The sequence below is a fragment of the Chryseobacterium sp. MMS23-Vi53 genome (genome assembly GCF_047651245.1).
Classification (GTDB): domain Bacteria; phylum Bacteroidota; class Bacteroidia; order Flavobacteriales; family Weeksellaceae; genus Chryseobacterium.
In genome coordinates this window covers 3622446-3646743 of sequence record NZ_CP180265.1, presented here as the reverse complement: position 1 = coordinate 3646743, position 24298 = coordinate 3622446, and the positions used below count along the sequence as shown (strand labels likewise).

General features: G+C 34.2%; 25 protein-coding genes and 1 tRNA gene. 15 read left to right on the top strand and 11 right to left on the bottom strand.

Going from position 1 to position 24298, the window contains the following annotated elements:
• Window positions 1–131 precede the first annotated feature (131 nt).
• From ACKX2A_RS16375 to ACKX2A_RS16330, 10 genes are all read left to right on the top strand, one after another.
• The gene (locus ACKX2A_RS16375; protein WP_415325904.1) at window positions 132–443 is read left to right on the top strand and encodes a GNAT family N-acetyltransferase; all 312 of its coding nucleotides are present in this window, start codon (window positions 132–134) and stop codon (window positions 441–443) included.
• A 78-nt stretch (window positions 444–521) separates the two neighbouring features.
• Complete coding sequence (locus ACKX2A_RS16370) at window positions 522–1424, top strand: pirin family protein (RefSeq protein WP_415325902.1); 903 nt, start codon at window positions 522–524, stop codon at window positions 1422–1424.
• Between the two features lie 22 nt (window positions 1425–1446).
• Window positions 1447–1980 carry an NADPH-dependent FMN reductase gene (locus tag ACKX2A_RS16365; RefSeq protein WP_415329483.1) on the top strand — a complete coding sequence of 178 codons (534 nt, stop codon included), beginning with the start codon at window positions 1447–1449 and terminating at the stop codon, window positions 1978–1980.
• Complete coding sequence (locus ACKX2A_RS16360; RefSeq protein ID WP_415325900.1) at window positions 1980–2558, top strand: TMEM175 family protein; 579 nt, start codon at window positions 1980–1982, stop codon at window positions 2556–2558. Before ACKX2A_RS16365 ends, ACKX2A_RS16360 begins: the two co-directional genes overlap by 1 nt.
• Before the next feature lies 1 nt (window position 2559).
• Window positions 2560–2778: a (4Fe-4S)-binding protein gene (locus tag ACKX2A_RS16355; protein ID WP_415325898.1), complete on the top strand. Its 219-nt coding sequence runs from the start codon at window positions 2560–2562 to the stop codon at window positions 2776–2778.
• Window positions 2778–3176, top strand: a complete 399-nt coding sequence (locus tag ACKX2A_RS16350) for an OsmC family protein (RefSeq protein ID WP_415325897.1) — start codon at window positions 2778–2780, stop codon at window positions 3174–3176. Before ACKX2A_RS16355 ends, ACKX2A_RS16350 begins: the two co-directional genes overlap by 1 nt.
• A gap of 1 nt (window position 3177) precedes the next feature.
• Complete coding sequence (locus ACKX2A_RS16345; protein ID WP_415325896.1) at window positions 3178–3480, top strand: GNAT family N-acetyltransferase; 303 nt, start codon at window positions 3178–3180, stop codon at window positions 3478–3480.
• A gap of 108 nt (window positions 3481–3588) precedes the next feature.
• Entirely contained in the window at window positions 3589–5148 is a 1560-nt protein-coding gene (locus tag ACKX2A_RS16340; protein ID WP_415325895.1) for a sodium:solute symporter, read from the top strand.
• A 157-nt stretch (window positions 5149–5305) separates the two neighbouring features.
• Window positions 5306–6157 carry a transketolase gene (locus ACKX2A_RS16335; RefSeq protein WP_415325894.1) on the top strand — a complete coding sequence of 284 codons (852 nt, stop codon included), beginning with the start codon at window positions 5306–5308 and terminating at the stop codon, window positions 6155–6157.
• 98 nt (window positions 6158–6255) lie between these two features.
• Window positions 6256–7203 (top strand): transketolase family protein, encoded by a 948-nt coding sequence (locus ACKX2A_RS16330; RefSeq protein ID WP_415325893.1) that lies wholly within the window; start codon window positions 6256–6258, stop codon window positions 7201–7203.
• A gap of 245 nt (window positions 7204–7448) precedes the next feature.
• Here ACKX2A_RS16330 and ACKX2A_RS16325 read toward each other — a convergent pair whose 3' ends face one another.
• From ACKX2A_RS16325 to ACKX2A_RS16305, 5 genes are all read right to left on the bottom strand, one after another.
• Window positions 7449–7862 carry a DUF1348 family protein gene (locus tag ACKX2A_RS16325; RefSeq protein ID WP_415325892.1) on the bottom strand — a complete coding sequence of 138 codons (414 nt, stop codon included), beginning with the start codon at window positions 7860–7862 and terminating at the stop codon, window positions 7449–7451.
• Window positions 7863–7864: 2 nt separating this feature from the next.
• On the bottom strand, window positions 7865–8389 hold the full coding sequence (locus tag ACKX2A_RS16320; protein ID WP_415325891.1) for a TetR/AcrR family transcriptional regulator: 525 nt from the start codon (window positions 8387–8389) through the stop codon (window positions 7865–7867).
• 679 nt (window positions 8390–9068) lie between these two features.
• Window positions 9069–9446, bottom strand: coding sequence for a hypothetical protein (locus tag ACKX2A_RS16315; protein ID WP_415325890.1), 378 nt, complete (start codon window positions 9444–9446; stop codon window positions 9069–9071).
• A gap of 68 nt (window positions 9447–9514) precedes the next feature.
• Window positions 9515–9985 (bottom strand): Lrp/AsnC family transcriptional regulator, encoded by a 471-nt coding sequence (locus ACKX2A_RS16310; RefSeq protein ID WP_065400659.1) that lies wholly within the window; start codon window positions 9983–9985, stop codon window positions 9515–9517.
• Between the two features lie 134 nt (window positions 9986–10119).
• Window positions 10120–14913, bottom strand: coding sequence for a translocation/assembly module TamB (locus tag ACKX2A_RS16305; RefSeq protein ID WP_415325889.1), 4794 nt, complete (start codon window positions 14911–14913; stop codon window positions 10120–10122).
• A gap of 4 nt (window positions 14914–14917) precedes the next feature.
• Between ACKX2A_RS16305 and tsaD the strand changes: the two genes are divergently transcribed.
• The 3 genes from tsaD to ACKX2A_RS16290 are packed head-to-tail and all read left to right on the top strand — an operon-like array spanning window position 14918 to window position 17081.
• On the top strand, window positions 14918–15934 hold the full coding sequence (gene tsaD, locus ACKX2A_RS16300; protein WP_415325887.1) for a tRNA (adenosine(37)-N6)-threonylcarbamoyltransferase complex transferase subunit TsaD: 1017 nt from the start codon (window positions 14918–14920) through the stop codon (window positions 15932–15934).
• Window positions 15931–16341 (top strand): hypothetical protein, encoded by a 411-nt coding sequence (locus ACKX2A_RS16295; protein WP_415325886.1) that lies wholly within the window; start codon window positions 15931–15933, stop codon window positions 16339–16341. The genes tsaD and ACKX2A_RS16295 overlap by 4 nt, the downstream gene beginning before the upstream one ends.
• A 44-nt stretch (window positions 16342–16385) precedes the next feature.
• A complete protein-coding gene (locus ACKX2A_RS16290) occupies window positions 16386–17081 on the top strand; it encodes an RsmE family RNA methyltransferase (protein ID WP_415325885.1) in 696 nt (231 codons plus the stop codon).
• Here ACKX2A_RS16290 and ACKX2A_RS16285 read toward each other — a convergent pair.
• Genes ACKX2A_RS16285 through ACKX2A_RS16275 form a run of 3 tightly spaced genes read right to left on the bottom strand, consistent with a single transcriptional unit; the run spans window position 17078 to window position 19051 of the window.
• Window positions 17078–17923: a hypothetical protein gene (locus ACKX2A_RS16285; RefSeq protein ID WP_415325883.1), complete on the bottom strand. Its 846-nt coding sequence runs from the start codon at window positions 17921–17923 to the stop codon at window positions 17078–17080. The two genes, ACKX2A_RS16290 and ACKX2A_RS16285, sit on opposite strands and share 4 nt — an antisense overlap.
• Entirely contained in the window at window positions 17923–18354 is a 432-nt protein-coding gene (locus tag ACKX2A_RS16280) for a hypothetical protein (protein ID WP_415325881.1), read from the bottom strand. Before ACKX2A_RS16280 ends, ACKX2A_RS16285 begins: the two co-directional genes overlap by 1 nt.
• 25 nt (window positions 18355–18379) lie before the next feature.
• The gene (locus ACKX2A_RS16275) at window positions 18380–19051 is read right to left on the bottom strand and encodes a TrmH family RNA methyltransferase (protein WP_415325879.1); all 672 of its coding nucleotides are present in this window, start codon (window positions 19049–19051) and stop codon (window positions 18380–18382) included.
• 80 nt (window positions 19052–19131) lie between these two features.
• Here ACKX2A_RS16275 and ACKX2A_RS16270 point away from each other — a divergent pair, with 80 nt between their 5' ends.
• Window positions 19132–20145 carry an asparaginase gene (locus ACKX2A_RS16270; protein ID WP_415325878.1) on the top strand — a complete coding sequence of 338 codons (1014 nt, stop codon included), beginning with the start codon at window positions 19132–19134 and terminating at the stop codon, window positions 20143–20145.
• A gap of 59 nt (window positions 20146–20204) precedes the next feature.
• Window positions 20205–20291, top strand: a tRNA-Ser gene (locus ACKX2A_RS16265).
• Between the two features lie 178 nt (window positions 20292–20469).
• Here the strand turns inward: ACKX2A_RS16265 and ACKX2A_RS16260 are convergent.
• From ACKX2A_RS16260 to ACKX2A_RS16250, 3 genes are all read right to left on the bottom strand, one after another.
• The gene (locus tag ACKX2A_RS16260; protein WP_415325877.1) at window positions 20470–21165 is read right to left on the bottom strand and encodes a hypothetical protein; all 696 of its coding nucleotides are present in this window, start codon (window positions 21163–21165) and stop codon (window positions 20470–20472) included.
• A gap of 395 nt (window positions 21166–21560) precedes the next feature.
• Window positions 21561–23093, bottom strand: coding sequence for a M20/M25/M40 family metallo-hydrolase (locus ACKX2A_RS16255; RefSeq protein ID WP_415325876.1), 1533 nt, complete (start codon window positions 23091–23093; stop codon window positions 21561–21563).
• 435 nt (window positions 23094–23528) lie between these two features.
• Window positions 23529–24275: a hypothetical protein gene (locus tag ACKX2A_RS16250; protein ID WP_415325874.1), complete on the bottom strand. Its 747-nt coding sequence runs from the start codon at window positions 24273–24275 to the stop codon at window positions 23529–23531.
• Window positions 24276–24298 lie beyond the last annotated feature (23 nt).

Genomic DNA, 24298 nt, shown 5'->3' with positions numbered 1-24298 from the left:
CAAAATTCAACGCCGTCTTTGTCCTTCCGTAGTAATCTAACTTATTTATTAGGGATTAAATTTTAAATATAATAGCTGAGATTCCTACGGAATGACAAACTAAACGGAAAATTTAAAACAATCCAAAAATCATGAAACCAGAATTTGAAAATATCCCCTTAATCAACACCGGAAGTCGATTCGAAATAGAATTCAATGGGCATTTAGCATTTATCGATTATCGCGAAATGGGAAGCCAAATCGCTTTAAATCATACCGAAGCAGATTTGTTGATCTCAGGAACAGGTGCCGCAGCCGCAGTTGTAGAAAAAACTTTACACTATATAGAAGATCATCATAAGAAAGCACTCCCCTTCTGCCCATACGTTGCTTCATTCATCAAAAAAAATCCTGAATGGAAACGTGTGGTAGACGAGAGATTTCATGGATATGATCAACTTTAATTTTCGTTAAAGTACCATAAACATTGGAAAAATTGATTACATTAGCTTAAACAACATTTTAAAATCACTTTACACATCATGTCAAATATCGGACTTATCATTGAAGAAAAATCTGCAGATATAGGAAATTTTTTGGTGGGAAGACTTTTGCCTTTCCGTGAAAAAAGAGCGGTAGGACCTTTCGTTTTTATCGATCATATGGGACCTTCTGAACTGAAAGATTATCAAAATCTTGATGTTCCTCCACATCCGCATATCGGACTTTCAACATTAACCTATCTTCTGGAAGGATCTATTTTCCACAGAGACAGCATTGGAAGCGCAATGGAAATAAGACCGGGAGCAGTGAACTGGATGACTGCCGGAAAAGGTGTTGTTCATTCCGAAAGAACTCCGGAATATTTGCGACATTCTGATAAAAGACTTCACGGTTTCCAAATCTGGGTGGGACTTCCGAAACATCTGGAACAATCTGAACCGACTTTCCATCATACTGAAGCGGATGAAATTCCGGTTTGGGAAGAAGATGGAATTCAATATAAATTGATTGCAGGAGAAGCATTCGGCAGAAAATCTCCGGTTCCTGTTCACAGCAAATTGTTTTTTATTGAAATTAAAACAAAAGATGCGAAAAAGATCAGCATTGGTAAAGATCTTTACGGAGAAGCCGCAATGTATGTCTTGGACGGAACTGTTTCTACAGATGGAAATTCTTATGGCTCAAAACAATTAATGATCGCTAAAGACACGAAACTGTGCGAATTCGACATGAGCGAAAACGGAACGGTTTATCTTTTCGGTGGCGAACCCTTTGAGGAAGAACGTTTTATATTCTGGAATTTTGTAAATTCAGACAGAGAATTAATTGAAGAAGCAAAAGTAAACTGGAACGACCAGAACCACGAGGCTTTTCCTTTGGTTCCCGGAGATGAGGAAGAATATGTTCCGCTTCCAAAAGCTATTTTAAATAGAAAACCTTAATATAATTTAAAAATAATAAATGATGAAAATATTAGCATTTGCAGGAAGTACATCTTCTACTTCCATCAACAGAGAATTGGTGAAATTTGTTTTGAAAGATTTTCAGAATGAGGAAATTAATTTAATAGATTTAAATGATTTCGATATGCCTGTTTTTTCTGTAGATCGTGAAAAGAAAGGGTTTCCGGATGAGGCTCACAACTTTTTAAAAGTAATTGAAGAATGTGACGTGATTATTTGCTCTTTAGCAGAACACAACAGATCGTACAGCGCGGCTTTTAAAAACGTTTTCGATTGGGCTTCGAGAATTAACGTCAAAGTTTTTCAAAATAAACCAATGCTTTTGATGTCGACTTCTCCGGGAGGTTACGGTGGTGGAAATGTAATGAATACCGCAAAAACGTTCTTCCCAAATTTTGGAGCAGATATTAAGGACACATTCTCGCTTCCTAAATTTTACGAAAATTTTGATCTGGAAACGGGAGTTATCAATCCTGAAATGTTGAAAGATTTAAAAGATAAGATTGAAAACTTTAAAAATCAGGTTAAAAACTAATGAACAAGGGAAGAATTGAGGCTTTCAGTGATGGTGTATTAGCAATAATCATTACCATTATGGTTCTTGAGCTGAAAGTTCCGGAAGGAGCAAATTGGACAAGTCTGAGACCTCTTATTCCGAAGTTTTTAGCTTACATTTTTAGTTTCATTTATGTCGGAATTTATTGGAATAATCATCACCATTTGTTTCAGGCTGTAAAAAAAGTGAACGGAAGTATTCTCTGGGCAAATCTTCATTTGTTGTTTTGGCTTTCATTAATGCCAATAGCAACGGAATGGATCGGAGAAACTCATTTTGCACAAAATCCCGTTACTGCTTATGGTGCAGGATTGGTAATGTGTGGAATTGCCTATACAATTTTGGAAAATACGATCACAAAATCTGAAGGCGAAAATTCGAGACTAAAGGAAGCAATTCACGGTAAATTCAAAGAATACGCTTCTATTGTCCTTTATATTTCGGGAATTATTACTTCATTTATTTATCCTTATATTGCAGTAGCTTTATATTATGGTGTAGCTTTATTATGGTTGATTCCCGACAGACGAATTGAAAAAACATTAAACGAAAACTGATATGGAAACACATGAATACATCAACGGAGAGATTACCGTCATTTGGCAGCCCAAAAAGTGCATTCACTCTGCCATTTGTGTAAAAACACTTCCGAAAGTCTATAATCCTAAAGAAAGACCTTGGCTGAAACCTGAAAATGCTACGCCAATGGAACTTAAAAATCAAATCGACTTATGCCCTTCCGGTGCTTTAAGTTATAAATTTAATACCCAAAAATAATGGCTATCATTGTAAAAGCAAGCTTAGGCACAGAAAAATATTATACAGAAGTAGTCGCTGGTGAAAATACTTTAATTACCGACGAACCAGTAGATAAAGGCGGACAGAACAAGGGTTTCAATCCTTTTGAAATTCTTGCCACATCTTTGGCAAGCTGTACTGCAGCAACATTAAGAATGTACATCGACCGAAAAGAATGGGCCGTCGAAAAAATAAACGTAGAAGTTGAACTTGAAAATTTTCCGCTGACAAAAAGAGCCGTTTTCAAAAGAGACATCAGCTTTGAAGGCACAAATCTTGATGAAGAACAACTGAAAAGACTTCACACCATTGCAGATGCGTGTCCTATTCATAAAATACTAACAAACGATATAGAAATATTAACCAAATTTTCATAATATGATTGAAGTAACACAAAACAACGACGAAAAACACGGAAATTTTGAAGCATTCATAGACGGAAACCGCGCAGGTTTAATGACTTATACCTGGGCTGGAGAAGAAAGATTTATCATAGATCATACTGAAGTGGAAGAAGCTTACAACGGCAAAGGTGTTGGCAAGGAGATGCTTGAAGCTGCGGTAGATTTTGCAAGAAAAAACGGAAAAACGATTATTCCGCTTTGCCCTTTTGCAAAAGCTACTTTCCAGAAACATGAGGAACTTCAGGATGTTTTGGTAAATCAGACTCAGGCGCAGTAACTTTTATTAATTTATAAAATATAGAAATCTTCCAGAGTTAAATCCGGAAGATTTTTTCTTTTTTAGCAGAACAGAAAAAAACTATATTTGCTGAAATTAAATTAAAGCATGAATTCCGGAACTATCCTTTTGCTATTTGTTTTTATCTATTTTATTGGTCTTTTGGTAATTTCATATTTCACGAGCCGAAATTCCGACAACCAGTCATTTTTTATTGGTAACAAAAAAAGTAAATGGTGGCTTGTGGCTTTTGGAATGATTGGAACGAGTTTAAGTGGTGTTACTTTTATTTCTGTGCCCGGAACTGTCGGAAAAATGACAGGAAGCGAATACATCTATGGCGGTTTCGAATATTATATGATGGTTATCGGTTTTTTTATCGGTTATTTCATTGTAGCTGCAATTTTACTTCCACTTTATTACAAAATGAATCTTACATCGATTTATACGTATTTAGGGAAAAGATTTAACGTGGAAGCTCATAAGATCGGTTCTGTTTTTTTCATTGTTTCAAGAGCAATTGGAGCAACGGCGAGATTATATTTGGTTGTAAATGTTTTGCAGATTTTCCTGCTTGAAGGGTTGGGAGTTCCGTTTTGGCTGACAGCTTTAGTACTCTTGTTAATGGTACTTTTATATACTTTTGAAGGGGGTGTAAAAACGATCGTTATCACAGATACTTTGCAGACTTCATTTATGATTATCAGTTTAATTGCTTGTATTGTTTATATTTTATCTAATCTAAATTTATCTTTCGGAGAAGCATACACTATTTTAGAACAGAAAAATTATACGCATTTCATCAATTTTGATCCAAATTCTAAGACATTTTTCTTAAAAACAATTTTGGGAGGAATTTTCATTACAATTGCCATGACAGGTCTAGATCAAGAAATGATGCAGAAAAATATCTCCGTTGACAACCTTAAGAACTCAAAAAAAAATATGCTGACTTTTGCAGGAACATTACTTTTTGTAAACCTTGCATTTTTATTTTTAGGAGGTCTTCTTTATCTTTTTGCGATACAAAATGGCGCAGAATACGGACAAATAAGCGGTGATACCATTACTAATATTTTCGGATTTAAGGACTCTGCGGGAGAAATTAAAAATATTATGGGCGACGACCTGTTCCCCGCTTTATCGCTTCAGGGACATTTTCCTATGATCATTTCCGTGATTTTCATCATTGGTTTAATTTCAGCATTATTTCCTTCTGCGGACGGAGCTCTAACTGCCGTTACAAGTTCTTATTGTGTAGATTTATTAAACTTAAATGAAGACAAAACCAAAACAGAGAAAGAGAAAAAACGTCTCCGTATGAAAGTTCATTTAATTTTCACTATTATTTTCTTTATTTTAATTATGGTTTTCAAGGCATTGAATGATAAATCAATTGTCTATCTTATTATGGAAATCGCAGGTTACACATACGGACCACTCTTAGGACTTTTCGCTTTTGGAATTTTCACAAAATTTCAGATTTCGAAAAAGTATGCTATTCTTGCTGTTACCATTTTGGCACCTGTTCTTACCTATGTCATCAATTTTTTAATCACCGCTTTTACAGATTACAGAATCGGTGTAGAACTGATTGTTCTCAATGGATTACTTACGTTTATTGGACTGTGGATTGTTAGAAATAAATCTCATTTAAAACTGGTGTAAATCCCAAAAAAGTTTATCATTAAAATTCAGTTCTATTACGTTATAATTTTATTGAACTCATTATAAATAAATAAAAATCCGGACACAAAATCCGGATTTTTACATTTCCGTAAGCCACCAAAAAATTGTAGCTTTGTGTGCATATAAATTCTAAACAATGAGCAAAAGCATCGAAGAGTTAAAATCTCTTACTACGCAAATCAGAAGAGACATTTTAAGAATGGTTCACGCTGTAAATTCAGGTCACCCAGGTGGAAGTTTAGGTTGTACTGAATTCTTCACAGCACTTTACGGAAAGGTAATGAACTATAAACTTCCTTTCACAATGGAAGGTAAAAATGAAGATCATTTCTATCTTTCGAACGGACACATTTCTCCCGTATTCTATTCTACTTTAGCAAGATTCGGCTTTTTCCCTGTTGAGGAATTAAGTACTTTCAGAAAACTAGATTCAAGATTACAAGGTCACCCAACCACTCACGAAGGTCTTCCTGGTGTGAGAGTTGCTTCAGGTTCTTTAGGACAAGGAATGTCTGTTGCTTTAGGTGCTGCTCAAGGTAAAAAATTAGACGGAGATAACTCAATCGTTTACTCTTTACATGGAGATGGTGAATTGCAGGAAGGACAAAACTGGGAGGCGATCATGTATGCTGCTGGTAAAAAAGTAGATAACATCATTTCAACAATCGATTATAACGGACAGCAAATCGACGGAAGTACTGAAAATGTACTTTCTCTAGGAAATCTTCATGCAAAATTTGAAGCTTTCGGATGGACTGTTTTGGAAGAGAAAAACGGTAACGATCTTGAAGCTGTTATCGCAATCCTTGAAAAAGCAAAAACTGAAACAGGAAAAGGAAAACCAGTGGTTATTCTTCTTCATACAGAAATGGGTTACGGTGTAGATTATATGATGGGATCTCACGCTTGGCACGGAAAAGCTCCTAACGATGAGCAATTGGAAACTGCATTCAAGCAATTATATTTAGAAGCTCCTGCGGATTATTAATTATAAGTAATGAGTAATTGGTAATAAGTAATCTTAATTAATAATTAGAACAAAATGAAACCGCAAGGTTACATGATTCTATAAAAATAGAAATCCTCATGAAATTTACATATACAGAAAAAAAAGATACACGTTCAGGATTCGGTGCCGGATTAGCTGAATTGGCAGATAAAAACCCTAATGTTGTAGCACTTTGCGCAGACCTTATCGGTTCTTTGAAAATGGAGAAATTCATTGAAAAAGCTCCGGAAAGATTCTTTCAGACAGGTATTGCAGAAGCGAATATGATTGGTATGGCAGCAGGTCTTAGCATCACGGGAAAAATTCCTTTTACGGGAACTTTCGCTAACTTTTCTACATCAAGAGTTTATGATCAGATTCGTCAGTCTGTTGCTTATTCAAACAAAAATGTAAAAATCTGTGCATCTCACGCCGGTCTTACATTAGGAGAAGATGGAGCAACTCACCAGGTTTTGGAAGACATCGGAATGATGAAAATGCTTCCTGGGATGACGGTTATCAATCCTTGCGATTACAATCAGACTAAAGCTGCAACATTGGCTATTGCTGATTTTGAAGGCCCTGTTTATTTAAGATTCGGAAGACCGGTAGTTCCGGTTTTCATTCCGGAAGATATGCCTTTCGAGATCGGAAAAGGAATTATGCTTCAGGAAGGAACTGATGTAACGATCGTTGCAACAGGTCACTTAGTTTGGGAATCTTTAGTTGCTGCAGATGAGCTTGAAAAAGAAGGTATTTCTTGTGAAGTGATCAATATCCACACAATTAAGCCTTTGGACGAAGAAATCATCTTAAAATCTGTTGAAAAAACAGGTAAAATTGTGACTGCAGAAGAACACAATTACCTTGGTGGTTTAGGTGAATCTATTGCGGGAATGTTGGCAAGAAAAAGACCTACAAGACAGGAATTTGTTGCTGTAAACGATACTTTCGGAGAATCTGCTACCCCTGCTGAATTGATGAAGAAATATAAAATTGACTCAACTGCTGTGAAAGAAGCAGTGAAGAGAATTTTAGATAAATAATTTCTTTGAAATATAAATGAAAAGCATCCATAAATGGATGCTTTTTTATTTAACACTTATTTCTTTGTTGGAATTTCGCAAAGGCGCAAATTTTTTTTAATTTTAATACTTGTTATAAGGCACAAAGAAAATCAAACATTTTTGTTTATGCATAATCAATTTTATCGAAGATAAAATCCTTGCGTCTTAAAACTTTATAGATAGAATATAAAAACCCTTTGCGCCTTTGCGAAATTCCAACAAAATTATTTAAACTTTCTATCTTCTTCTTTTATTGCTAAATCATTAATGCTTGCGTATCTTTTTCTCATTAAACCATTTTCATCAAACTCCCAATTTTCGTTGCCGTAAGCACGGAACCAATTTCCCTCTTTGGTTTGATATTCATATTCGAAACGAACGGCGATACGATTTTCGGTGTGTGCCCAATATTCTTTTTTCAGTTTATAATTGAGTTCGCGCTCCCATTTTTTAGAAAGAAATTTTACGATTTCTTCTCTACCGTTGACAAATTGATCTCTGTTTCTCCATTCGCTATCAGTGGTATACGCTTTAGAAACTCTTTCAGGATCCTGACTGTTCCAAGCATCTTCTGCTAATTGAATTTTTTCTAATGCTGTTTCTAATGTGAAAGGTGGAAGTGGGTGTTTTTGTTCCATGATTAAATTAAATTGGTGATTATTTTTTTTGATTTTTCTATTAATTCATTCGATCTGAAAAGCTGACTTTCAATAATGCTGCTTTCAAAAAGTAGATAAATGTGATCTGCAAGGTCTTTGTCTTTTATTAATTCAGAAAAATAATTTCTCAAATCTGTTTTGTGACTTTGAATGACATTTAAAATTTTCACGTTATCCGTAGGAATTTCAGATAAAATATTCAGGAAACTGCAACCTCTGAAATTTTCCTTTTGATTCATATAGATTAAAAAATCGAAGGATGAAATGATTTTAGATTTTACATCTTTCTGTTTTGAATTGAAATTATGTAATTCTTTAAACCAATAATCGTGTCTTACATTCAAAAATTCAACACAGAGATCTTCTTTTGATTTAAAATATTGATAGAAACTCGCTCTCGCAACATTGGCTTCGGAAATAATCTGATTGATTCCTGTTGAATTGTAACCCTGCTTTGCAAAGAGTTCAAATGTTGTGTTGATGATTCTTTCTTTTGGTGATGACATGTTCGATTGATTTATTAAAACAAATTTACAATTTAATTTTTAAAACAGACAGGTCATTCTGTCTATAATTATTTTATAAAAATATCAATAATAAGAAAGTATATTAATGTTCATAAAGGTAAAGATGAAAGTAGCAATTCATATTCTGGTCATTTTTCAAAATGATAGAATAGTTATTTCAAAGGCGCTGATAAAGCTACTGTTGACAGTAAAAGTGATAGTAGATCAATATATTTTACAACAGTTTTATTGTTAGTTTATAAAAAAGTTATAAATTTGTTCAACAAAACAGAACAAAAAAAACCACCTCTTATAAGGTGGAAAATGTTAAAAAATATTTTTAATAGCTCGAATTAGCGATATTACTAGTATCAAAAATTCAATAATTGCTATTGCATTTTTAACAATTTTTTTCCTCCGCTTTTTCATCTTGCGAGTTTTAAATTGTTAATAAATTAAGTCCAAAGAACTATAGTATGTCAGAAGTCTATTGTTCTTTGGCTTTTTCTTTAACAAAGATAATAAAAGTGAATTTTAAATTTCGCAATTGTAACCAACAATTTTTCACATTTTTTGTTGATAAGTTTGAATAAACCTTATATCTAGGGCTTAAAGAAGTGGAAAAGTTTTCCACATTTATCGTTAATAATTTTTTTTAGAGTTAATTGATAGTAAATTATTATCTAAAAAACTTCCATTTTGGAATAATTGCCAACATTCCAAATCCAGTAAAAAGGAAAAGATTCGTAACGTCTGTGTACAAAAATGTCGATAAATAATAATTGTGCATAAAGAAATGCAGAACTAACAACGCAGGAAAGGCAAAGATGCCGATTTTACGGTAGAAAAACATTAAAACGAGACTTACCACCATCAGTGCGTCGATCGTGAAAACTGTGTAGGCGTACCAAGCCGGAATATTTAATAATTCGTGCTGAAGGTATTCATCAAGATCGATTCCGAATCCCATTACCGTAAATAACATCAAGGCTGCGAAAGCCAGAATAAAACCCCATCCTTTCTTCGGATCTTCGTCAAAATAGCTGTATTCTTCCATAGGTACAAAAATAAAGAACTTATGAGAGATTTCATAAGTTCTTTTATATAATTCGTTTAAAATTTGAATTAGATAGAGATCGCGTTGATCAATCTGTTTTTGTCACTCAAGAATTCTTCCATAGAAATCATACTTTCAGTTCTCATTACATCTTGAATATCATCTATTTGATAGATAATTCTCTTCGCATCATCTGTATTCTTCGCTCTCACTTTGCAGAAAATGTTATACTTTCCAGAAATAACACTTGCTTCGATTACGTTAGGAATAGTTGACAGCTCTTTCAAAACTTCCTGAGTTCTGTTAGATTTTGTCAAAAGGATTCCGATGAAAGCTGTGAAATGATAATCTAGCTTTCCGTAATCGATATTAAGAGATGATCCCAAAATAATACCTGCATCTTCCATCTTTTTCACTCTTACGTGAATTGTTCCTGCAGATACATCCATCTGTTTTGCAATTTCAGTAAAAGGCATTCTTGTGTTTTCTACTAAGAAATCAAGAATTTTCTTGTCTATTTCGTCCAGTTGATAGTTCATATTAGTTAAATTACAATTTTCTTAAAAAATCTATGTATTTTTTGCAAATTTATAAAAAATAATTTAACTAAAAAAATTATATCAAACATTAACAATAATTAACACAGATGATAAAAATCATTAAAAATTTACAATTATTTTGCTTCGGATTTTGTAGAATCTGTTTTTATTTCATTTTTCGGTTCTGCCTGTTTTTTATCTTTTTTCTTCTTTTTAAATAAAGAATTGAAGCTCTTACTCCAAACAATACCACCTCCATAGGCTTGGTTTGCTGTTCCGTTTGATCCGGCTCCATTTACCATACCGATATTGGAAGGTTTGGAATACCCTCTAAGAATCAGGCTACCATCATTTTTCTTTGAAATATCGTACTCGATGGTACCTTCTCCGGAAAGATAATTGGTTTCTGTGTTTTCAGTTTTAGTTAAAGGAATTCCCAATCCTGTTTTTACTTTAATTCTTGGTGAAAGCGCAAAACTTACCCCTGCATTTGCTCGGTCTCCCGTGTTGGAATATTGGTCACCTTTTACATAATTAAGGTCAATCTGGAATTCGTTACTCATTGTATTTAAAACAGATCCCAATTGTTTTAAAAGCATATTATATCCGGAAGATTCTGCAACCCCTGCAACGTCAACATCTACTCCACCCGTGTTGGAAACATTGAAACTGCTCAACAACAAAACCGAACCAAATTGAAGAACCTTCTCTCCTTCCTGACTCATTTTTGCTGCCAAAGTTTCTCTAACCTGGCTGGAAACATCTAAAGCTGTAACATTTAAGTCCACTTTTGGATCAACCAAAGATTGTGTGATATTCGCCTGAAGCAAAATACTGATCGGCTGAATACTTCCCATATTCAAATATTCCCCTGCGTTGGAAACCATTCTTACATAGTTTGCAGTAATGTCTAGCGCCGGCTTCATTGCATCTCCATCCCAGCGGATGCTGCTTCCTTTTTCAATCTGGAAAGTTTTATTCAAAATAGCTTTAGAAACAAAAGTTCCATTGTCTACTCTGTAAGTTCCGTTCATAGCAATATTTCCTTGTCTGCTCATCTGGAAACGAAGCTTCTCTGCCGCTCCTTTTACCATGATATTTCCGACATCATCGCCAATTAAAACGTTTACTGTTGTTCCTTTATCGACATCCAAAGCGAAATCGATATTCATATTTGCTCCGGATTTTTTCTTTTCTTCAAGCGTTACCAATCCATCTTTTCCTTCTTTTAAAAACCTCAACATTTTAAATTCTTCTACATTCGAAGTTGAGCCTGAATTAAATGTAAATGTACTTCCGCTCAAAGCTTTCATATTGGGTGTGGAAATACTCAATCCGGAAACAGGACCATCGACATAAAGATCTCCCTGTCCATAAACTCTTCCCCAGAAAAGATCCAGATCTTTCTGAGTTGTATTTAACATTAATAAATTATCCGCTCTCATTACAAGGTTGACCCCCATTGAAGACAAAGTTTCAAACTGAATCGCTCCCGAAATATTTCCTTTTGAATTGGTTCTTCCGTCGTGAACTTCTACGTTATTAAGAATCGCCAAACCTTTCGTTAAAGGAATTACCGTATCATCAAACGAATAATCAACTCCTGTAAATAACAGCTTTAAACCAAAACCTTTCAAAGCAATATCTCCACTGTAATCCAGATCATTGAATTTTCCGGCAATTTTAAGATCTCCCGTTGCTTTTCCTCGAAGATTTCCAAAAACCGTCGTCACAAACTGTTGTGCAAAAGCCACATCGAAATCTCTCATTTCTGCTGTAAGATCGATTGTAGGCGAGGATGTGTTATTGTTCACTGTACCCGTCACATGAAGACTATTGTTTCCGATAACTCCGGCTGAATTTACTTTAATATCAACATCATAAACGTTTAATGAAAAACCATTGGTTGCAGAAATTGTGATATCTCCCATGTCATTTCCGTTCATCATAATATCATCAACAGTAAGATCTACCAAAGGTTGCAGTGTGTTTTTATCCATTTTGATTTTCACGCTTCCGTTGGCGAGACCTTTTAAGTTCAGAGAATTTCCACCGGACTGCATTTCCAGCAATTTTTCGATGGCAAAATTTTCGATCTCGGCATCTACGTAAAAATCTTTGGCATTTTTAAACTGAGCATCTTTAATGAAAAGTGAACTTCCGTCAGAATAAATTTTTAAGTTCTGAATATCAAAATCACCTTCTTTTTTTCGATATGTTATGGAATGATTGAGCTCCGGACTTGTATCTATTGCCCAAGTTACATCGTTGAATTTAACTTCTGTAGGTTCAAATCTAAAGACAAAATCTCCCCCCGCATTCGTTGATTGATTGACATTAATTGCGTACTCCTTCAAATTATTATCAATCTCATCTTCCGGACTTCCATGCTTGAATTTCGTTGCTAAATGAAGAATCGTATTGTTTTCATTTCTTCCACTTAAAGTAATGTCTTTAAGGATATTTTTATTGTACTGAACTTTATTGATTTTAGCAAAAATCTGTTCGTCCAGATTAGCCGTATTGATTCTCACCATCACACTGTCGACCATCGCGCTGTCTCTGGTGATGTTATCTCTTTCATTGATTTTATATGCAGGATTTGAGGCAGCCAAAGCCTTATCAGCTTCCGTAATTTCCTGAGTCTTGGTCATGATGTATTTTAATGAAGCGGCATCAATATTTAAAATTAAATTATTAGCATTTCCATCATATTGACCTTCTATTTTTGCACCTTGTGGAATTTTAAGGTCAGGCATAAAATAATTAACCAAACCTTGCTGAACATCAAAATTCATAGCAAAATTTTGACCTCTGTATAATTTTCTCGGAGCTGGACCAACCAGAATTTTATTCAATCCGTTTTCGACCATTCCCACAAGATCTCCAAGATTATATCGTCCTGAAATCTTTCCGTTTACTGCTCCCGGAGCATCAACATCAATTACACGCCCCCCGTTTTCCACAAATGTTTTCACCTTCGCATTTGGAATAGAATATTTTTGAGTTGCCGTTGCGAAATTGATTCCGTTGGCTTCTATATCCAATGTTAAATCGTTAATTGAAGACATTGCCATTTTACCATTAACCTTTCCGCTTACAATCTGGTTTCCGGGCTTATCGGTAAAATAATTCATGTTTAAATAATTAACATCGGCGTCAACATTCATAGAAATTCTTGGCGTACTAAAATCAATTAGACCTTTAATTGTGGCTTTCGCCTGTTCGTCGTTGATGGTAATTAATCCGTTATATTTTTTGTGGTCCAATAATCCATCTAAGTAAAGATTATTGATCTCTTTATTCATAATTTCGATACTAGAGATCTGAGATTTGGTCGTCAGTTTCATGGTATTTACATCGAAACTTTGTCCATTAATATCAAATCTACCTGAAATTAATCCAACAGATTTATTTTTAGTAATCACAGAAGTATTCAAGTCCTTTACTTCCGCTAAACCTGAGTATTTCGGCATTGCGGAACTGTAATCTGTCAAAGAAAATTTAGTGATTTTCGCCTGTCCGATTCCTGTCATTAAATTTCCACTGGAAACATAAACCTGATGTGGATCCACTCTTGCAGCACCATTGTATTTTAATTTCCCAAAATCATCCGCAAAATTCTTCATCTTTTTAGAAATAAATGAAGGCATCATCGCTTTTAAATCTTTATATGTAAAATCTGCTGAAAGATTATTGGTTTCAATTAAAAATTTACCTTTTAGAATATTGTTAACCTTCATGGTTTTGGTTGCAATATTCACGTCGGGATTTCGGATCAGGAAGTTTTCTAAATAAAAATTATTTAAAGGTCCCGACATTTTTCCTGAAACATTAAAAGGCTTGAAATTATCCCAATTCGTCACGAAATAACTGATGTCGTAACCGCTAAGCTGACTTCCCTGCTTTAGATTCATATCCCAGCGAACTCGGTCTGCAAAATATGCCCATGAACCTTTGTTTAATTTAAATTTAATATCACCTTGCAAAAGCGTGTGGTCTGTATTCAACGTCAAATCTTTCAACAGAAGATGATCCTGATTCAATGACAATTCCGTAGAAAAAGTGTCTACAAAATGAGATTTCCCCCATCTTGTCGTGATGAAGGACATATTATTAATTAATGCAGAAACATTTGGGCCGTTTACTTTTACGTTGGGCGCAATTAAATTAAATTTCGTTGCAGTCAGCCATTTTCCGGGTTCTCCAGGAGAATTTAAATTAACAATCGAAACTTTAGAATCAAGAATCTGCAATCTCGAATTTAACTGAAACGGAGGTTTATTCGGGTCTCTTTTTTTGCCACTGTCAAACAATTGCGTAAAACGGATAAAATTTGAAATACTGTCGCCTTTATAAGTGATGACTTTTACGTCTGCGTTTTTTAAAGTAAGAGAATTGAAGCTTAAAGAATTGTGCTTCCCAATATTTGTAGCCAAAGAAAACCAATCTGAATTCGCGATAAATTCTTTCGCCGTGATGAAATCATAATTTTTATAATCTTTGATTTTTAAACCTTTAATTTTAACGTTCCCGAAAAAATTAACCTCAACACTTTCGGTTGACATTTTCGCTTTAAAATCTTTATTGACTATCTGTAGAGCCTGATCTGCAGCCCATTGCTTAGTAACCGGAAGGTTTATAATGATAAAAATTGCCGCGATTAATCCAAAGCCGAGCCAAAAAAGAATTAATAATAATTTTGCCCACCAGGAATAACTTGTAACGTCTTTTACAGCCTGTTTTCCAAACTCTTCAGCCGTTTCAATGGGATGATGAATGGCATCTGAAGCCAATTCAGACGCTTCTTTAACTGTTTCCTTTACAACACCTTCGGCATTTTCAACAGCTTTCTGTACCTGATCACCTAAGTTGCCAGCTACTGATTTTTTGTTCTCATTCTCATTATTATTCTCTAACTTTGCCATTATTATGAGCGACTCTATAATTTTAGGTATTGAATCGTCTTGCGACGACACATCAGCAGCTATCATCAAGGGAAATTCTATTTTGTCGAACATCGCTGCGAATCAGGCTATCCATAAAGAATATGGCGGTGTTGTTCCTGAGCTGGCATCGCGTGCACATCAGCAAAATATCATCCCCGTTGTTGAAAAATCTCTAACTAAAGCAAATATACAACAAAATGCAATTTCTGCGATAGGATTTACGCGCGGGCCCGGACTTTTGGGATCTCTTCTTGTTGGAACCTCATTTGCTAAGTCTTTGGCAATGAGTCTGGATGTTCCATTAATTGAAGTAAACCACCTCCAGGCGCATATTTTAGCGCATTTCATTGAGGATGCAAATCCTATGCCGCCCAAATTTCCGTTTTTATGCCTTACCGTAAGTGGTGGTCACACAATGATCGTTTTGGTGAAGGATTATTTTGATATGGAAATCATTGGAAAAACTATTGATGATGCGGCAGGAGAAGCATTTGACAAGATCGGAAAAATCTTTGATTTGGATTATCCGGCTGGTCCGATTATCGACAGATTAGCAAAGGAAGGAAATCCTGATTCATATAAATTTAATAAACCGAAATTAGAAAATTACGATTATTCTTTCAGCGGAATAAAGACTTCTGTATTATATTTTATCCAAAAAGAAGTTAAAAAAGATAATGACTTCATTAAAAATAATATTAATGATCTTTGCGCCTCAGTTCAGAAAACCATCATTGAAATTTTAATGAACAAACTGGAAAAAGCTGCGAAAGATTTAGATATAAAAGAAGTTGCGATCGCAGGTGGTGTTTCTGCAAATTCTGCTTTAAGAAAGGCAATGGAGGACAATCATGAAAAACTAGGCTGGAATATTTATATCCCAAAATTTGAATATACAACCGATAATGCCGCAATGATTGCAATGGTGGCGCAATTGAAATTTGAGAGGGGAGAATTTACGGATCTTAGAACTTCTGCTACAGCAAAATATGATTTATGAAAATATTACTAGAAGAAAAAATACTCGGAAAACATTCTAAAAAGAATTCAAAATATTACTGGATATTAGAAACAGTGACGGGTAAAAATGAAGTCGTTGCTGAAGCGGAAGAAGATGATTTTTTAATGAGCAGTTCCGAAATAGGCTATATTCAGAATGTAAAAGAAGAGATTATTGAGAAAATAAATTCAGAGAACGTTTTTAGTTTTGCATATGAACCGAAAGAAGGAGATTATTTATCTATTAAAAATAATTTAAGAAAAAACGAATATTTAAATTTAATTTTCATGAATAATAAGTGGATTGAAGAAATTTATTTATGTTCATACCGTGATTGCGAAGGTGATGTATATACAACTATAAAAACTGGTGTAGCATTTTTAAGCGATAATGAAATTTACTTTTAATATTTAATTATAAATAAATTCGGGCAGATTCTAAATATCAATATATGAAACTTTTTTTTGGCGAAATCAATAACGGAAAAGCAATAATTAACGACGAAGAACAACAGCACATCGTAAAAGTTCTTCGAATGAAAAATGGTGAGGAAATTCATGTAACAGATGGAAAAGGTAATTTGGCTTCCGGAAAGTTGTTGATTGAAGGCAAAAAAGCGAATATTGAAGTTGAAGATATTAAAACTGATTATCCCGACTTCAGTCCGAAACTACATATTGCGATTGCTCCGACGAAAAATATTGACCGTATTGAATTTTTTGTTGAAAAAGCTGTAGAAATGGGCATTTCTGAGATTAGCATTTTACATACTGAAAAAACAGAACGTAAAAATATCAATATCGATAAATTAAGAAAACAGGCTATTGCTGCATCAAAACAGAGTTTGAGGTTTCATTTTCCGATTATTAATGATTCTTTAAAACTGCAGGATTTTCTGAAAAATATTAATCCTGAAAATACTTTTGTCGCGCATTGTCATGAAAATTTAGATAGAATCGAATTAAAGCAAATCCCAAAACTGGAAAACATCACATTTTTGATTGGCCCGGAAGGAGATTTTTCAGAAAAAGAAATTTCTTATTTATCCGACAACAAAATCCGAGCAGTATCACTTGGAAGTCAAAGACTTAGAACCGAAACTGCAGGAATCTTCGTTGCAGCGTGGAATTATTTATTCTTAGTTTAATTCTTTTTAAATTTTAAATACAACGGATAAAAAATATGGTAAGGGAATAAAGCAATCAGAACAAAATTTTTAGCATCCCTGAAATCGGCCAATACAAAAAAATCTGTGTACCAGTGGAAAATATACAGAAATATCATAATAAATGTAAGATATTTTCTGTTAAAAGCCCCTAAGAAACTAGAAGCCTGAACTACAATTCCGAAAACTGTAGTTGCAACCCAGAAGGTTTCGTAAGCATATAAATTCAAAATCCAGTCCGGGACTTTGATATCTGCCATCCAATAATTGTCCAAAGTATTGATTTTGGCAGCATTTTTATCCAGCCATGTGATTTTCCCTGTTTCTTTGATGATGTTTTTAGCAATTCCTAAAAACTTGGAAATTCCCGCCAAACTGTACGTCGTCAATATTCCAAGATAAAAATACTGAATCCATTTAAAATCATTTTCTTTATTTAAATTTTTCGGCAGCAGGAAAATCGCCATGAAATATCCAATGATAACCAAATGATTGTTGTGTCCTACACTAAAATTTAGTGAAATTGGAAAATTGATGATTGCGATTAAAACAAAAATTAAAATATTAAGAATATAATTTTGCTTAAATATCGTTATGATTAGAAGCAAAGCACATATCAATAAAATACTTCCATATAAAATTTCGCTAGGATATTGAGGAAAAATAAATCGTTGAATTTCTAAAAAGGGTTCATAAATTTCTTTCGGCCATCGACTGATTTTTCTGAAAGCCAAATATTGCATTAATAACCAACACAAACCAAAAATACGCATTGCATAATACGTGATTTTATAATTGAAAACAGTAAGTTCTTTGTATTTCATCACAGCTTGGTTATCAGAGTTTTGTTGATTTTAAAAGTCGGTTTTCCCAAATCCCATGGATTGAAGCTTTCTTTAAACAACAGAAAATTAATATCCTCCGGTTGATAACTTTTAATGAAAATTTTCATCTTCTGAATGCTTTTTTCTCTGTCTTCATTTTTCTCAATTTTCTTACCGTAAAACCCTGTAATCAAAGCCTGATTGTTTTCGTCATAAAGATCGGTAGCTTTATATAAAACTCGAATTGTGTCCTTTCCTTCAACCTTGTACAATCTGTATTGTTCCTCAAATTTCTCGCTTCCGCTCGGGCTTGTAAACAATTTCCAGCTGAAAAAAGGATAGATTTCTTTTCCCCCTTTTTCAATGAGATACAAAGACCCCAAAGACAAGATCAGAGAAATAAAGAAAAGGTATTTGGTGTATTTTTGCATGATTATTTGTGTTTTAAAAGTTCAACTAAAAATCAATATTATTCTCTTTCAGATACTTATCAAAAATTTGCTGTCCGCTTCTCATCGAATTCACTGCCCAACGAATTTTCATTCTCAGAAGCTTTTCTTCATTCAATTTATAATCAATTCCAGATTTTATCAATTTTTGTTTCAATTCATACATACAAATCGAAGCTGCCACCGAAACATTAAAACTTCTTGTAAAACCGTACATCGGAATCGCCAATGTCTCATCTGCAAAATCCAGAATTTCCTGAGAAACGCCTTCCATTTCAGTTCCGAAAACTAAAGCAATTGGTTCTGTAATTTCGTATTCGGGTAACATTTTAGCATTGTTTTCCAAAGAAACCGCCACGATTTTATATCCTCTATCTTTAATATTTTGGAAAGACTCCATATTTCTTGGCATTTTTTCAACCTCTACCCAAGTATCTGCACCTTTTGTAACGCGAAGATTCGGTTCAAAACTATATTCCTCCTGCAAAGCCACCACTTTATGAAAACCACACGCCTCGACAGAACGCACAATCGCCGCCGCATTTCGGAACTGATAGACATCTTCCACCACAGGAAGGATAAAATCTGAACTTTCGGGCGAAAAATGCTCGATCTTCTGTAATCTTTCCTCCGTTAAAAACTGTTTTAAATACTCAAAAGTTTGCGCTAAATCTTTCATTCATTTTCAAATCTTTGCAAATTAACGTAATTTTGAGAAATGAACCTGACAAAGGCTCAAAATTCTAATAAAAGTACTACATGAAACGAAAAGTCCTGCTTATCTACACCGGAGGAACCATCGGTATGGAGAAAGATTATGAAACCGGAAGCCTTCGCGCGTTTGATTTTGGAAATATCTTTGAAAAAATGCCAGAAATGAAGCTTATGGAGTGCGAAGTCTTCGTGCATCCTTTTGCAAAACCGCTCGACTCTTCGGATATGGGACCAGAGGAATGGAAAATTATTGCACATTACATCAAAAAAAATTATGATGAATATGACGGATTTTTAATTCTTCACGGAACGGACACGATGTCGTACACCGCTTCAGCATTAAGTTTCATGTTAAAAGGCTTGAAAAAGCCAGTGATCTTGACGGGTTCACAGCTTCCAATTGGAGATTTGAGAACGGATGCCAAAGAAAACCTTTTAACAAGTTTGTATTACGCAAGTTTATACGAAAATGATGAAGCAGTAATTCAGGAAGTTGCGATTTATTTTGAATATAAATTATTGAGAGGAAACCGAACGCTGAAATATTCTGCTGAATATTTTGATGCGTATGCCAGTCCAAACTACCCTATCCTTGGACAATCCGGAGTTCATTTGAATATCATTAAAGATAATCTTCACCGTGGTGATGCGAATGTTGAATTTCATGTGGATGATCATATTTCTGAGGATGTTTTATTCTGGAGAATTTTTCCGGGAATGAAACTGAATCATTTTAAAGAAATCCCCAAAATGAAGGTTCTGATTCTTCAGGTTTTCGGTTCGGGAACGATTTTCAGTAGTGAAAAAACTCAGGAAACCTTGCAGGAAATCAGAAACAACGGAACAGAGATTGTGGTTGTAAGCCAATGTATCTCAGGAGGTATCTCCTTTGGAAAATATGAAAACAGTAATATTTTCTCAAGAATCGGAGCCATCAGCGGAAAAGATATTACTGCGGAAAGTGCGATTACGAAGGCAATGCATTTAATTGACAATCCAAATTACACAGGAAGCTTTGCCGATAACTTTGCGAAAAGTCTTTGTGGAGAAATTTCATAGTAATTTCATTTTGAGTTTGCAGATTCCGGAAAATACTCTATTTTTGCAGTCTCGAATAAAGAAAGGTGTCCGAGTGGTTGAAGGAGCTACCCTGGAAAGGTAGTATACGGGTAACTGTATCGAGGGTTCGAATCCCTTCCTTTCTGCAAATCAAAGTCTTAGGTTTTTACCTGAGACTTTTTTATTTAAAACATATTAGAAGATATTAAAATATAATTTCCACAAAAAATCCCAGCCATTCGACTGGGATTCTTGTCTGAAAAAGGTACCAACTTATTTCAAACTTTTAAATAATCTAGCTATATGAATGTTTGATGTAAAATTTTAATTGCACATGGTCAGAAACTGATGGCTTAGCTGTACTTTGAATTTGGCTTCTGATTTTAACTTTGAATAAATTGTGCTTCCAAAAGCCTGAACTTCTTTTAATTTCTGATCAATAAACTCAGCAATCTGAACGATCGAGAAAATAAAATCTCTGTACAGTGCAATGTTCACGGTTTGTCCGTACACCGGAAGATAAGCCTTCAGAAAAGGGAGCGTTACCTGATGTTGGTTGTAGTTGACACAAAGCCCCGCCCCTTCTCTGGAGGTGATAATCTCATGGTTATTGATGAAATCGAGAATGTTTTTACCCTCTTTATCGTTATTTTTAGAAAAATATCTGTTGATTTTATCTAAAACATGTTGAGCATACTCCATCATCGTAATGGTTTTCCATTCGAAAACATGGTTTATACCATTTATATTTTTTGAAGTCTTTCCATTTTCGCAGGTAGTACAAAATGAGAGTCCTATCTTTTCGTAATATGGAAAAAAACAGTCCTTAATCTGAATCGAAGCATCCGCCTGAAGCCTGTCATTCGCAAAATTATAATAAACGTACGGACTGTACATTTCAACAAGTGCCTTCAGATAATCGGTTTCTGAGCTGTTGTGATATTCTTCAAACCATTTTTCCAGATTGTCGTAATATTTGTTTTCGAAGTCGTTAAAATTTAAATAAAATGGCAGTTCCATAGCTCTGTAATTTTGATATGACAAAGCTAATGGCGTAATGCGACAAAACTTGACGTGTTATTTTTTTGTTTTTTGTTTTTTATTATTTATTGTTTTTCTTTGTCTTGAAACAAAAATTCAAGATTGGGAAACTAAATGTCAAAAATTAAAATTTAATCCTACGCGAATTCAAGATTTGTCATTTGTTTTGCGCTTTAACAGGAGAATTTTCTAAACGTTCACAGGTTTCTTTTTCTTTACACTTCAGTTTCCGAAATCGGTGGAAATCCTTTGACTTCGCTCAGGATGACAGTGCGAATACTAAATGTTTTATTGCTGATGATTCTTTGAGCCTGAAGTATACTTTATTTTTTATTGTTTACTAATTATATTTCTGATGAATTACTCATTGCTCATTACTTATCATAATTACGCATAATAAATTCAAAATAGTGGATCATCTTCATGTAATTTTCGATACTGATGTATTCGTTGGTGCTGTGTATGGATTGTTTTTCGGCATCGGTAATTTTTATCGGCATAAATCTGTAAATATTTTTGCTTACAATTTGATACTTATATGCATCTGTCGCTCCAACCGTGAGGTAAGGTGTTGCAATTGCCGTCGGATGAATTTCTTTGATTCCGGCTTCTATTAATTTAAAGGCTTTTGTATTGGTTGAAGAAACGGCAGAAGCTTCTTTTACATTATCAATTTCTTCGATTTCGACATCAAAACCTTTTGTTGCTTTTGCAATATGTTCTTTTACTTCTTTTACTGTGTTACCGGGAAGGAGTCTGAAATTAACGACAAATTCTACTTCGGGAGAGAGAACGTTCGGTGCGTCGCTTCCTTTCATCATCGTTAAAGCTGTTGTGGTACGAACTAATGCGTTGGTTGAATTATTTTTAGTCAATTGAGATAATAATACGGGTTTCAATAACCATTGATTGGAAATTCCCATTCGATTTACAAATGACATTGATCCTCCAATTTTGGTGAAGAATTCATTTATCAAAGGGGTGATCATTGGTTTCATTTGGTCGTCTTCTAATCTTTGCATGATGACCGCCGCTTTTCCGATAGCGCTTTCTGTAGGAGGCATGGATGAATGTCCGCCTAATCCCTTTACTTTAATTTTAACAGAGAGAAAACCTTTTTCTGCACAACCGATTACGGCTACATCTGCGTCGATTCCTGCAACACTTCCCTTTTGTAAAATCAATCCGCCCTCGTCATAAACGGCATCGAATGTGAGGTTTTTAGATTTAAAATAATTCGCAATTTGCACCGCTCCTTTTTGTCCGCCCACTTCTTCATCAAATCCGAAAGCCAAATAAATATCTCTTTGAGGTTTGTGATGCGTTTTAATAATGTTATTTAAAGATTCCATTAAAGAAAAGAGCATTCCTTTCATATCGATGGTTCCTCTTCCGTAGATTCTTCCATTGGCAACAGCTCCTGAAAATGGTCCAAAATCCCACTCCTCTGCAACTATTGAAACAGGGGGTAAAGGTTTATCATTCGCTCTAAAAACATTTTCTGTTTTATCTTTTAAATCTGCATCTCCCGGAGGAACTACATCGGTGTGAGACAAAAATAAAATAGGAGCAAGAGATGGATTACTGCCTTTCAGTCTATACACCAAACCGTATTGATTGACTTCAACATATTCTGCATTTTCATAAATGAGGGGATAAGATGTTTTTAAATATTCTTTAATTCTGTCGAATGTGGAGTAATCAAACTCTCCTAGTTCACCTGTGGAAACTGTTGGAATTTTTATTCCTCCTGAAAGTCTTTGGATCGCAGAATCGTCTTTTATTACTTTCCAACCTTTGGAAGTTGATGAATTGATCTTTTTAAAAGGATAGGTAAATGTTTTGATTAAAACAATGATGATTAAGATAACAATGATACCGATGAGGATAAAGAGGAATTTTTTCATGGGAGTTTTGAGTTTGGTGGTTTTTGCTCTCGCAGATTTTGCTGATTACGCAGATTTTTTGTTTTGAGTATTTATTTTGTAGGTTTTAATTTTATGTTCTAAGTTATTAAAATACTGGATAATGTTGCAATATTATTATCCGTTTATACAAAAAGTATATTTTACATTGCGAGTTTTATCAACTACATCGCTAAAATATATTTTTACAATTCTAGAATTTACTTTTACAATAGAACATTTAACTTTTACAAGCAAAAAATCATCATCAACTATTAGAGATTTTACTTTTACATTGCTAATATTTAAAACAACATTACTAATATTTACTTATACATCTTAAAAAAATTAATCAACCTTATAAAAAGCTAAAACTCCTGTGCAGAAAGTATATTTTACAACAGGAGTTTTATATTTAGCATTGAAAATATTTAAATTTTACTTTCGTTTTACAAACAATATTGAAGAAATTTGCTTGTATTGTGGACTTGTCGCACCAAAAACTGATTTTACATATTGTTTTACCTCTTTCGAAATTTGACAAAGCCCTGTAAGATTATCATACAGTATTTGATTTCTGGATAACATTGCATTAGAATATTCTGTGTAGGCATGAATCAACACTGTATTCTTGCTTTTCATATCTGTTAGTTTATTCTGTAATGAAGCTACTTTTAAATCTTCTTCATTTGGGTTGTAAGCTGTGCTTTGTTCTAAGACCTGAATTAAATTGGAGAAGTTATTGATCTTGCTGTCATAGCTTTGTTGAGAAGTAGAAATCGTTTTCGCTACAATCTCCGAATCCTGTTCAGATGTGGGAATTTCTATTTTTGATTTTGTTCTTCCCTGTAGTTTTTTATTGTAGGATTTTGCGTTACTTAACATTAAAGGATTTGTTTCTGAAACCGCCAATGCATTGACAATTTTCGTAGATAAAGGATTGAGATCGCGAAATGCATCTGCCCGTTGATTAGTCGCATTGTTGAAGAAAGTTTTCTTGGTTTGGGTTTCTGTCAACTTTTGAAGTGCATCCTGATAAAGAGTTTCCAGACTTGAAATTTTTAATTCTTCTTTTACCGGATTGTATTTGTCGCCATATCCTTTGCAAAAAGAGATTAGATCCTGAAGGTTCGCAATATTTTTTGCATGACCTGTTTCGCTCGTAGAGCTTTTTGTGTTTTTCATATTTGTGTTGTTTGTTACGCTAC

What these genes read in the sequence shown, in the direction of transcription:
- ACKX2A_RS16285 (WP_415325883.1), bottom strand. Translation starts at nt 17,923, where the DNA reads ATGAAATACAAAGAACTTACTGTTTTCAATTATAAAATCACGTATTAT.
- tsaD (WP_415325887.1), top strand. Translation starts at nt 14,918, where the DNA reads ATGAGCGACTCTATAATTTTAGGTATTGAATCGTCTTGCGACGACACA.
- ACKX2A_RS16280 (WP_415325881.1), bottom strand. Translation starts at nt 18,354, where the DNA reads ATGCAAAAATACACCAAATACCTTTTCTTTATTTCTCTGATCTTGTCT.
- ACKX2A_RS16320 (WP_415325891.1), bottom strand. Translation starts at nt 8,389, where the DNA reads ATGTCATCACCAAAAGAAAGAATCATCAACACAACATTTGAACTCTTT.
- ACKX2A_RS16375 (WP_415325904.1), top strand. Translation starts at nt 132, where the DNA reads ATGAAACCAGAATTTGAAAATATCCCCTTAATCAACACCGGAAGTCGA.
- ACKX2A_RS16340 (WP_415325895.1), top strand. Translation starts at nt 3,589, where the DNA reads ATGAATTCCGGAACTATCCTTTTGCTATTTGTTTTTATCTATTTTATT.
- ACKX2A_RS16360 (WP_415325900.1), top strand. Translation starts at nt 1,980, where the DNA reads ATGAACAAGGGAAGAATTGAGGCTTTCAGTGATGGTGTATTAGCAATA.
- ACKX2A_RS16370 (WP_415325902.1), top strand. Translation starts at nt 522, where the DNA reads ATGTCAAATATCGGACTTATCATTGAAGAAAAATCTGCAGATATAGGA.
- ACKX2A_RS16275 (WP_415325879.1), bottom strand. Translation starts at nt 19,051, where the DNA reads ATGAAAGATTTAGCGCAAACTTTTGAGTATTTAAAACAGTTTTTAACG.
- ACKX2A_RS16290 (WP_415325885.1), top strand. Translation starts at nt 16,386, where the DNA reads ATGAAACTTTTTTTTGGCGAAATCAATAACGGAAAAGCAATAATTAAC.
- ACKX2A_RS16315 (WP_415325890.1), bottom strand. Translation starts at nt 9,446, where the DNA reads ATGGAAGAATACAGCTATTTTGACGAAGATCCGAAGAAAGGATGGGGT.
- ACKX2A_RS16310 (WP_065400659.1), bottom strand. Translation starts at nt 9,985, where the DNA reads ATGAACTATCAACTGGACGAAATAGACAAGAAAATTCTTGATTTCTTA.
- ACKX2A_RS16270 (WP_415325878.1), top strand. Translation starts at nt 19,132, where the DNA reads ATGAAACGAAAAGTCCTGCTTATCTACACCGGAGGAACCATCGGTATG.
- ACKX2A_RS16350 (WP_415325897.1), top strand. Translation starts at nt 2,778, where the DNA reads ATGGCTATCATTGTAAAAGCAAGCTTAGGCACAGAAAAATATTATACA.
- ACKX2A_RS16260 (WP_415325877.1), bottom strand. Translation starts at nt 21,165, where the DNA reads ATGGAACTGCCATTTTATTTAAATTTTAACGACTTCGAAAACAAATAT.
- ACKX2A_RS16255 (WP_415325876.1), bottom strand. Translation starts at nt 23,093, where the DNA reads ATGAAAAAATTCCTCTTTATCCTCATCGGTATCATTGTTATCTTAATC.
- ACKX2A_RS16305 (WP_415325889.1), bottom strand. Translation starts at nt 14,913, where the DNA reads ATGGCAAAGTTAGAGAATAATAATGAGAATGAGAACAAAAAATCAGTA.
- ACKX2A_RS16330 (WP_415325893.1), top strand. Translation starts at nt 6,256, where the DNA reads ATGAAATTTACATATACAGAAAAAAAAGATACACGTTCAGGATTCGGT.
- ACKX2A_RS16355 (WP_415325898.1), top strand. Translation starts at nt 2,560, where the DNA reads ATGGAAACACATGAATACATCAACGGAGAGATTACCGTCATTTGGCAG.
- ACKX2A_RS16345 (WP_415325896.1), top strand. Translation starts at nt 3,178, where the DNA reads ATGATTGAAGTAACACAAAACAACGACGAAAAACACGGAAATTTTGAA.
- ACKX2A_RS16365 (WP_415329483.1), top strand. Translation starts at nt 1,447, where the DNA reads ATGAAAATATTAGCATTTGCAGGAAGTACATCTTCTACTTCCATCAAC.
- ACKX2A_RS16325 (WP_415325892.1), bottom strand. Translation starts at nt 7,862, where the DNA reads ATGGAACAAAAACACCCACTTCCACCTTTCACATTAGAAACAGCATTA.
- ACKX2A_RS16335 (WP_415325894.1), top strand. Translation starts at nt 5,306, where the DNA reads ATGAGCAAAAGCATCGAAGAGTTAAAATCTCTTACTACGCAAATCAGA.
- ACKX2A_RS16295 (WP_415325886.1), top strand. Translation starts at nt 15,931, where the DNA reads ATGAAAATATTACTAGAAGAAAAAATACTCGGAAAACATTCTAAAAAG.
- ACKX2A_RS16250 (WP_415325874.1), bottom strand. Translation starts at nt 24,275, where the DNA reads ATGAAAAACACAAAAAGCTCTACGAGCGAAACAGGTCATGCAAAAAAT.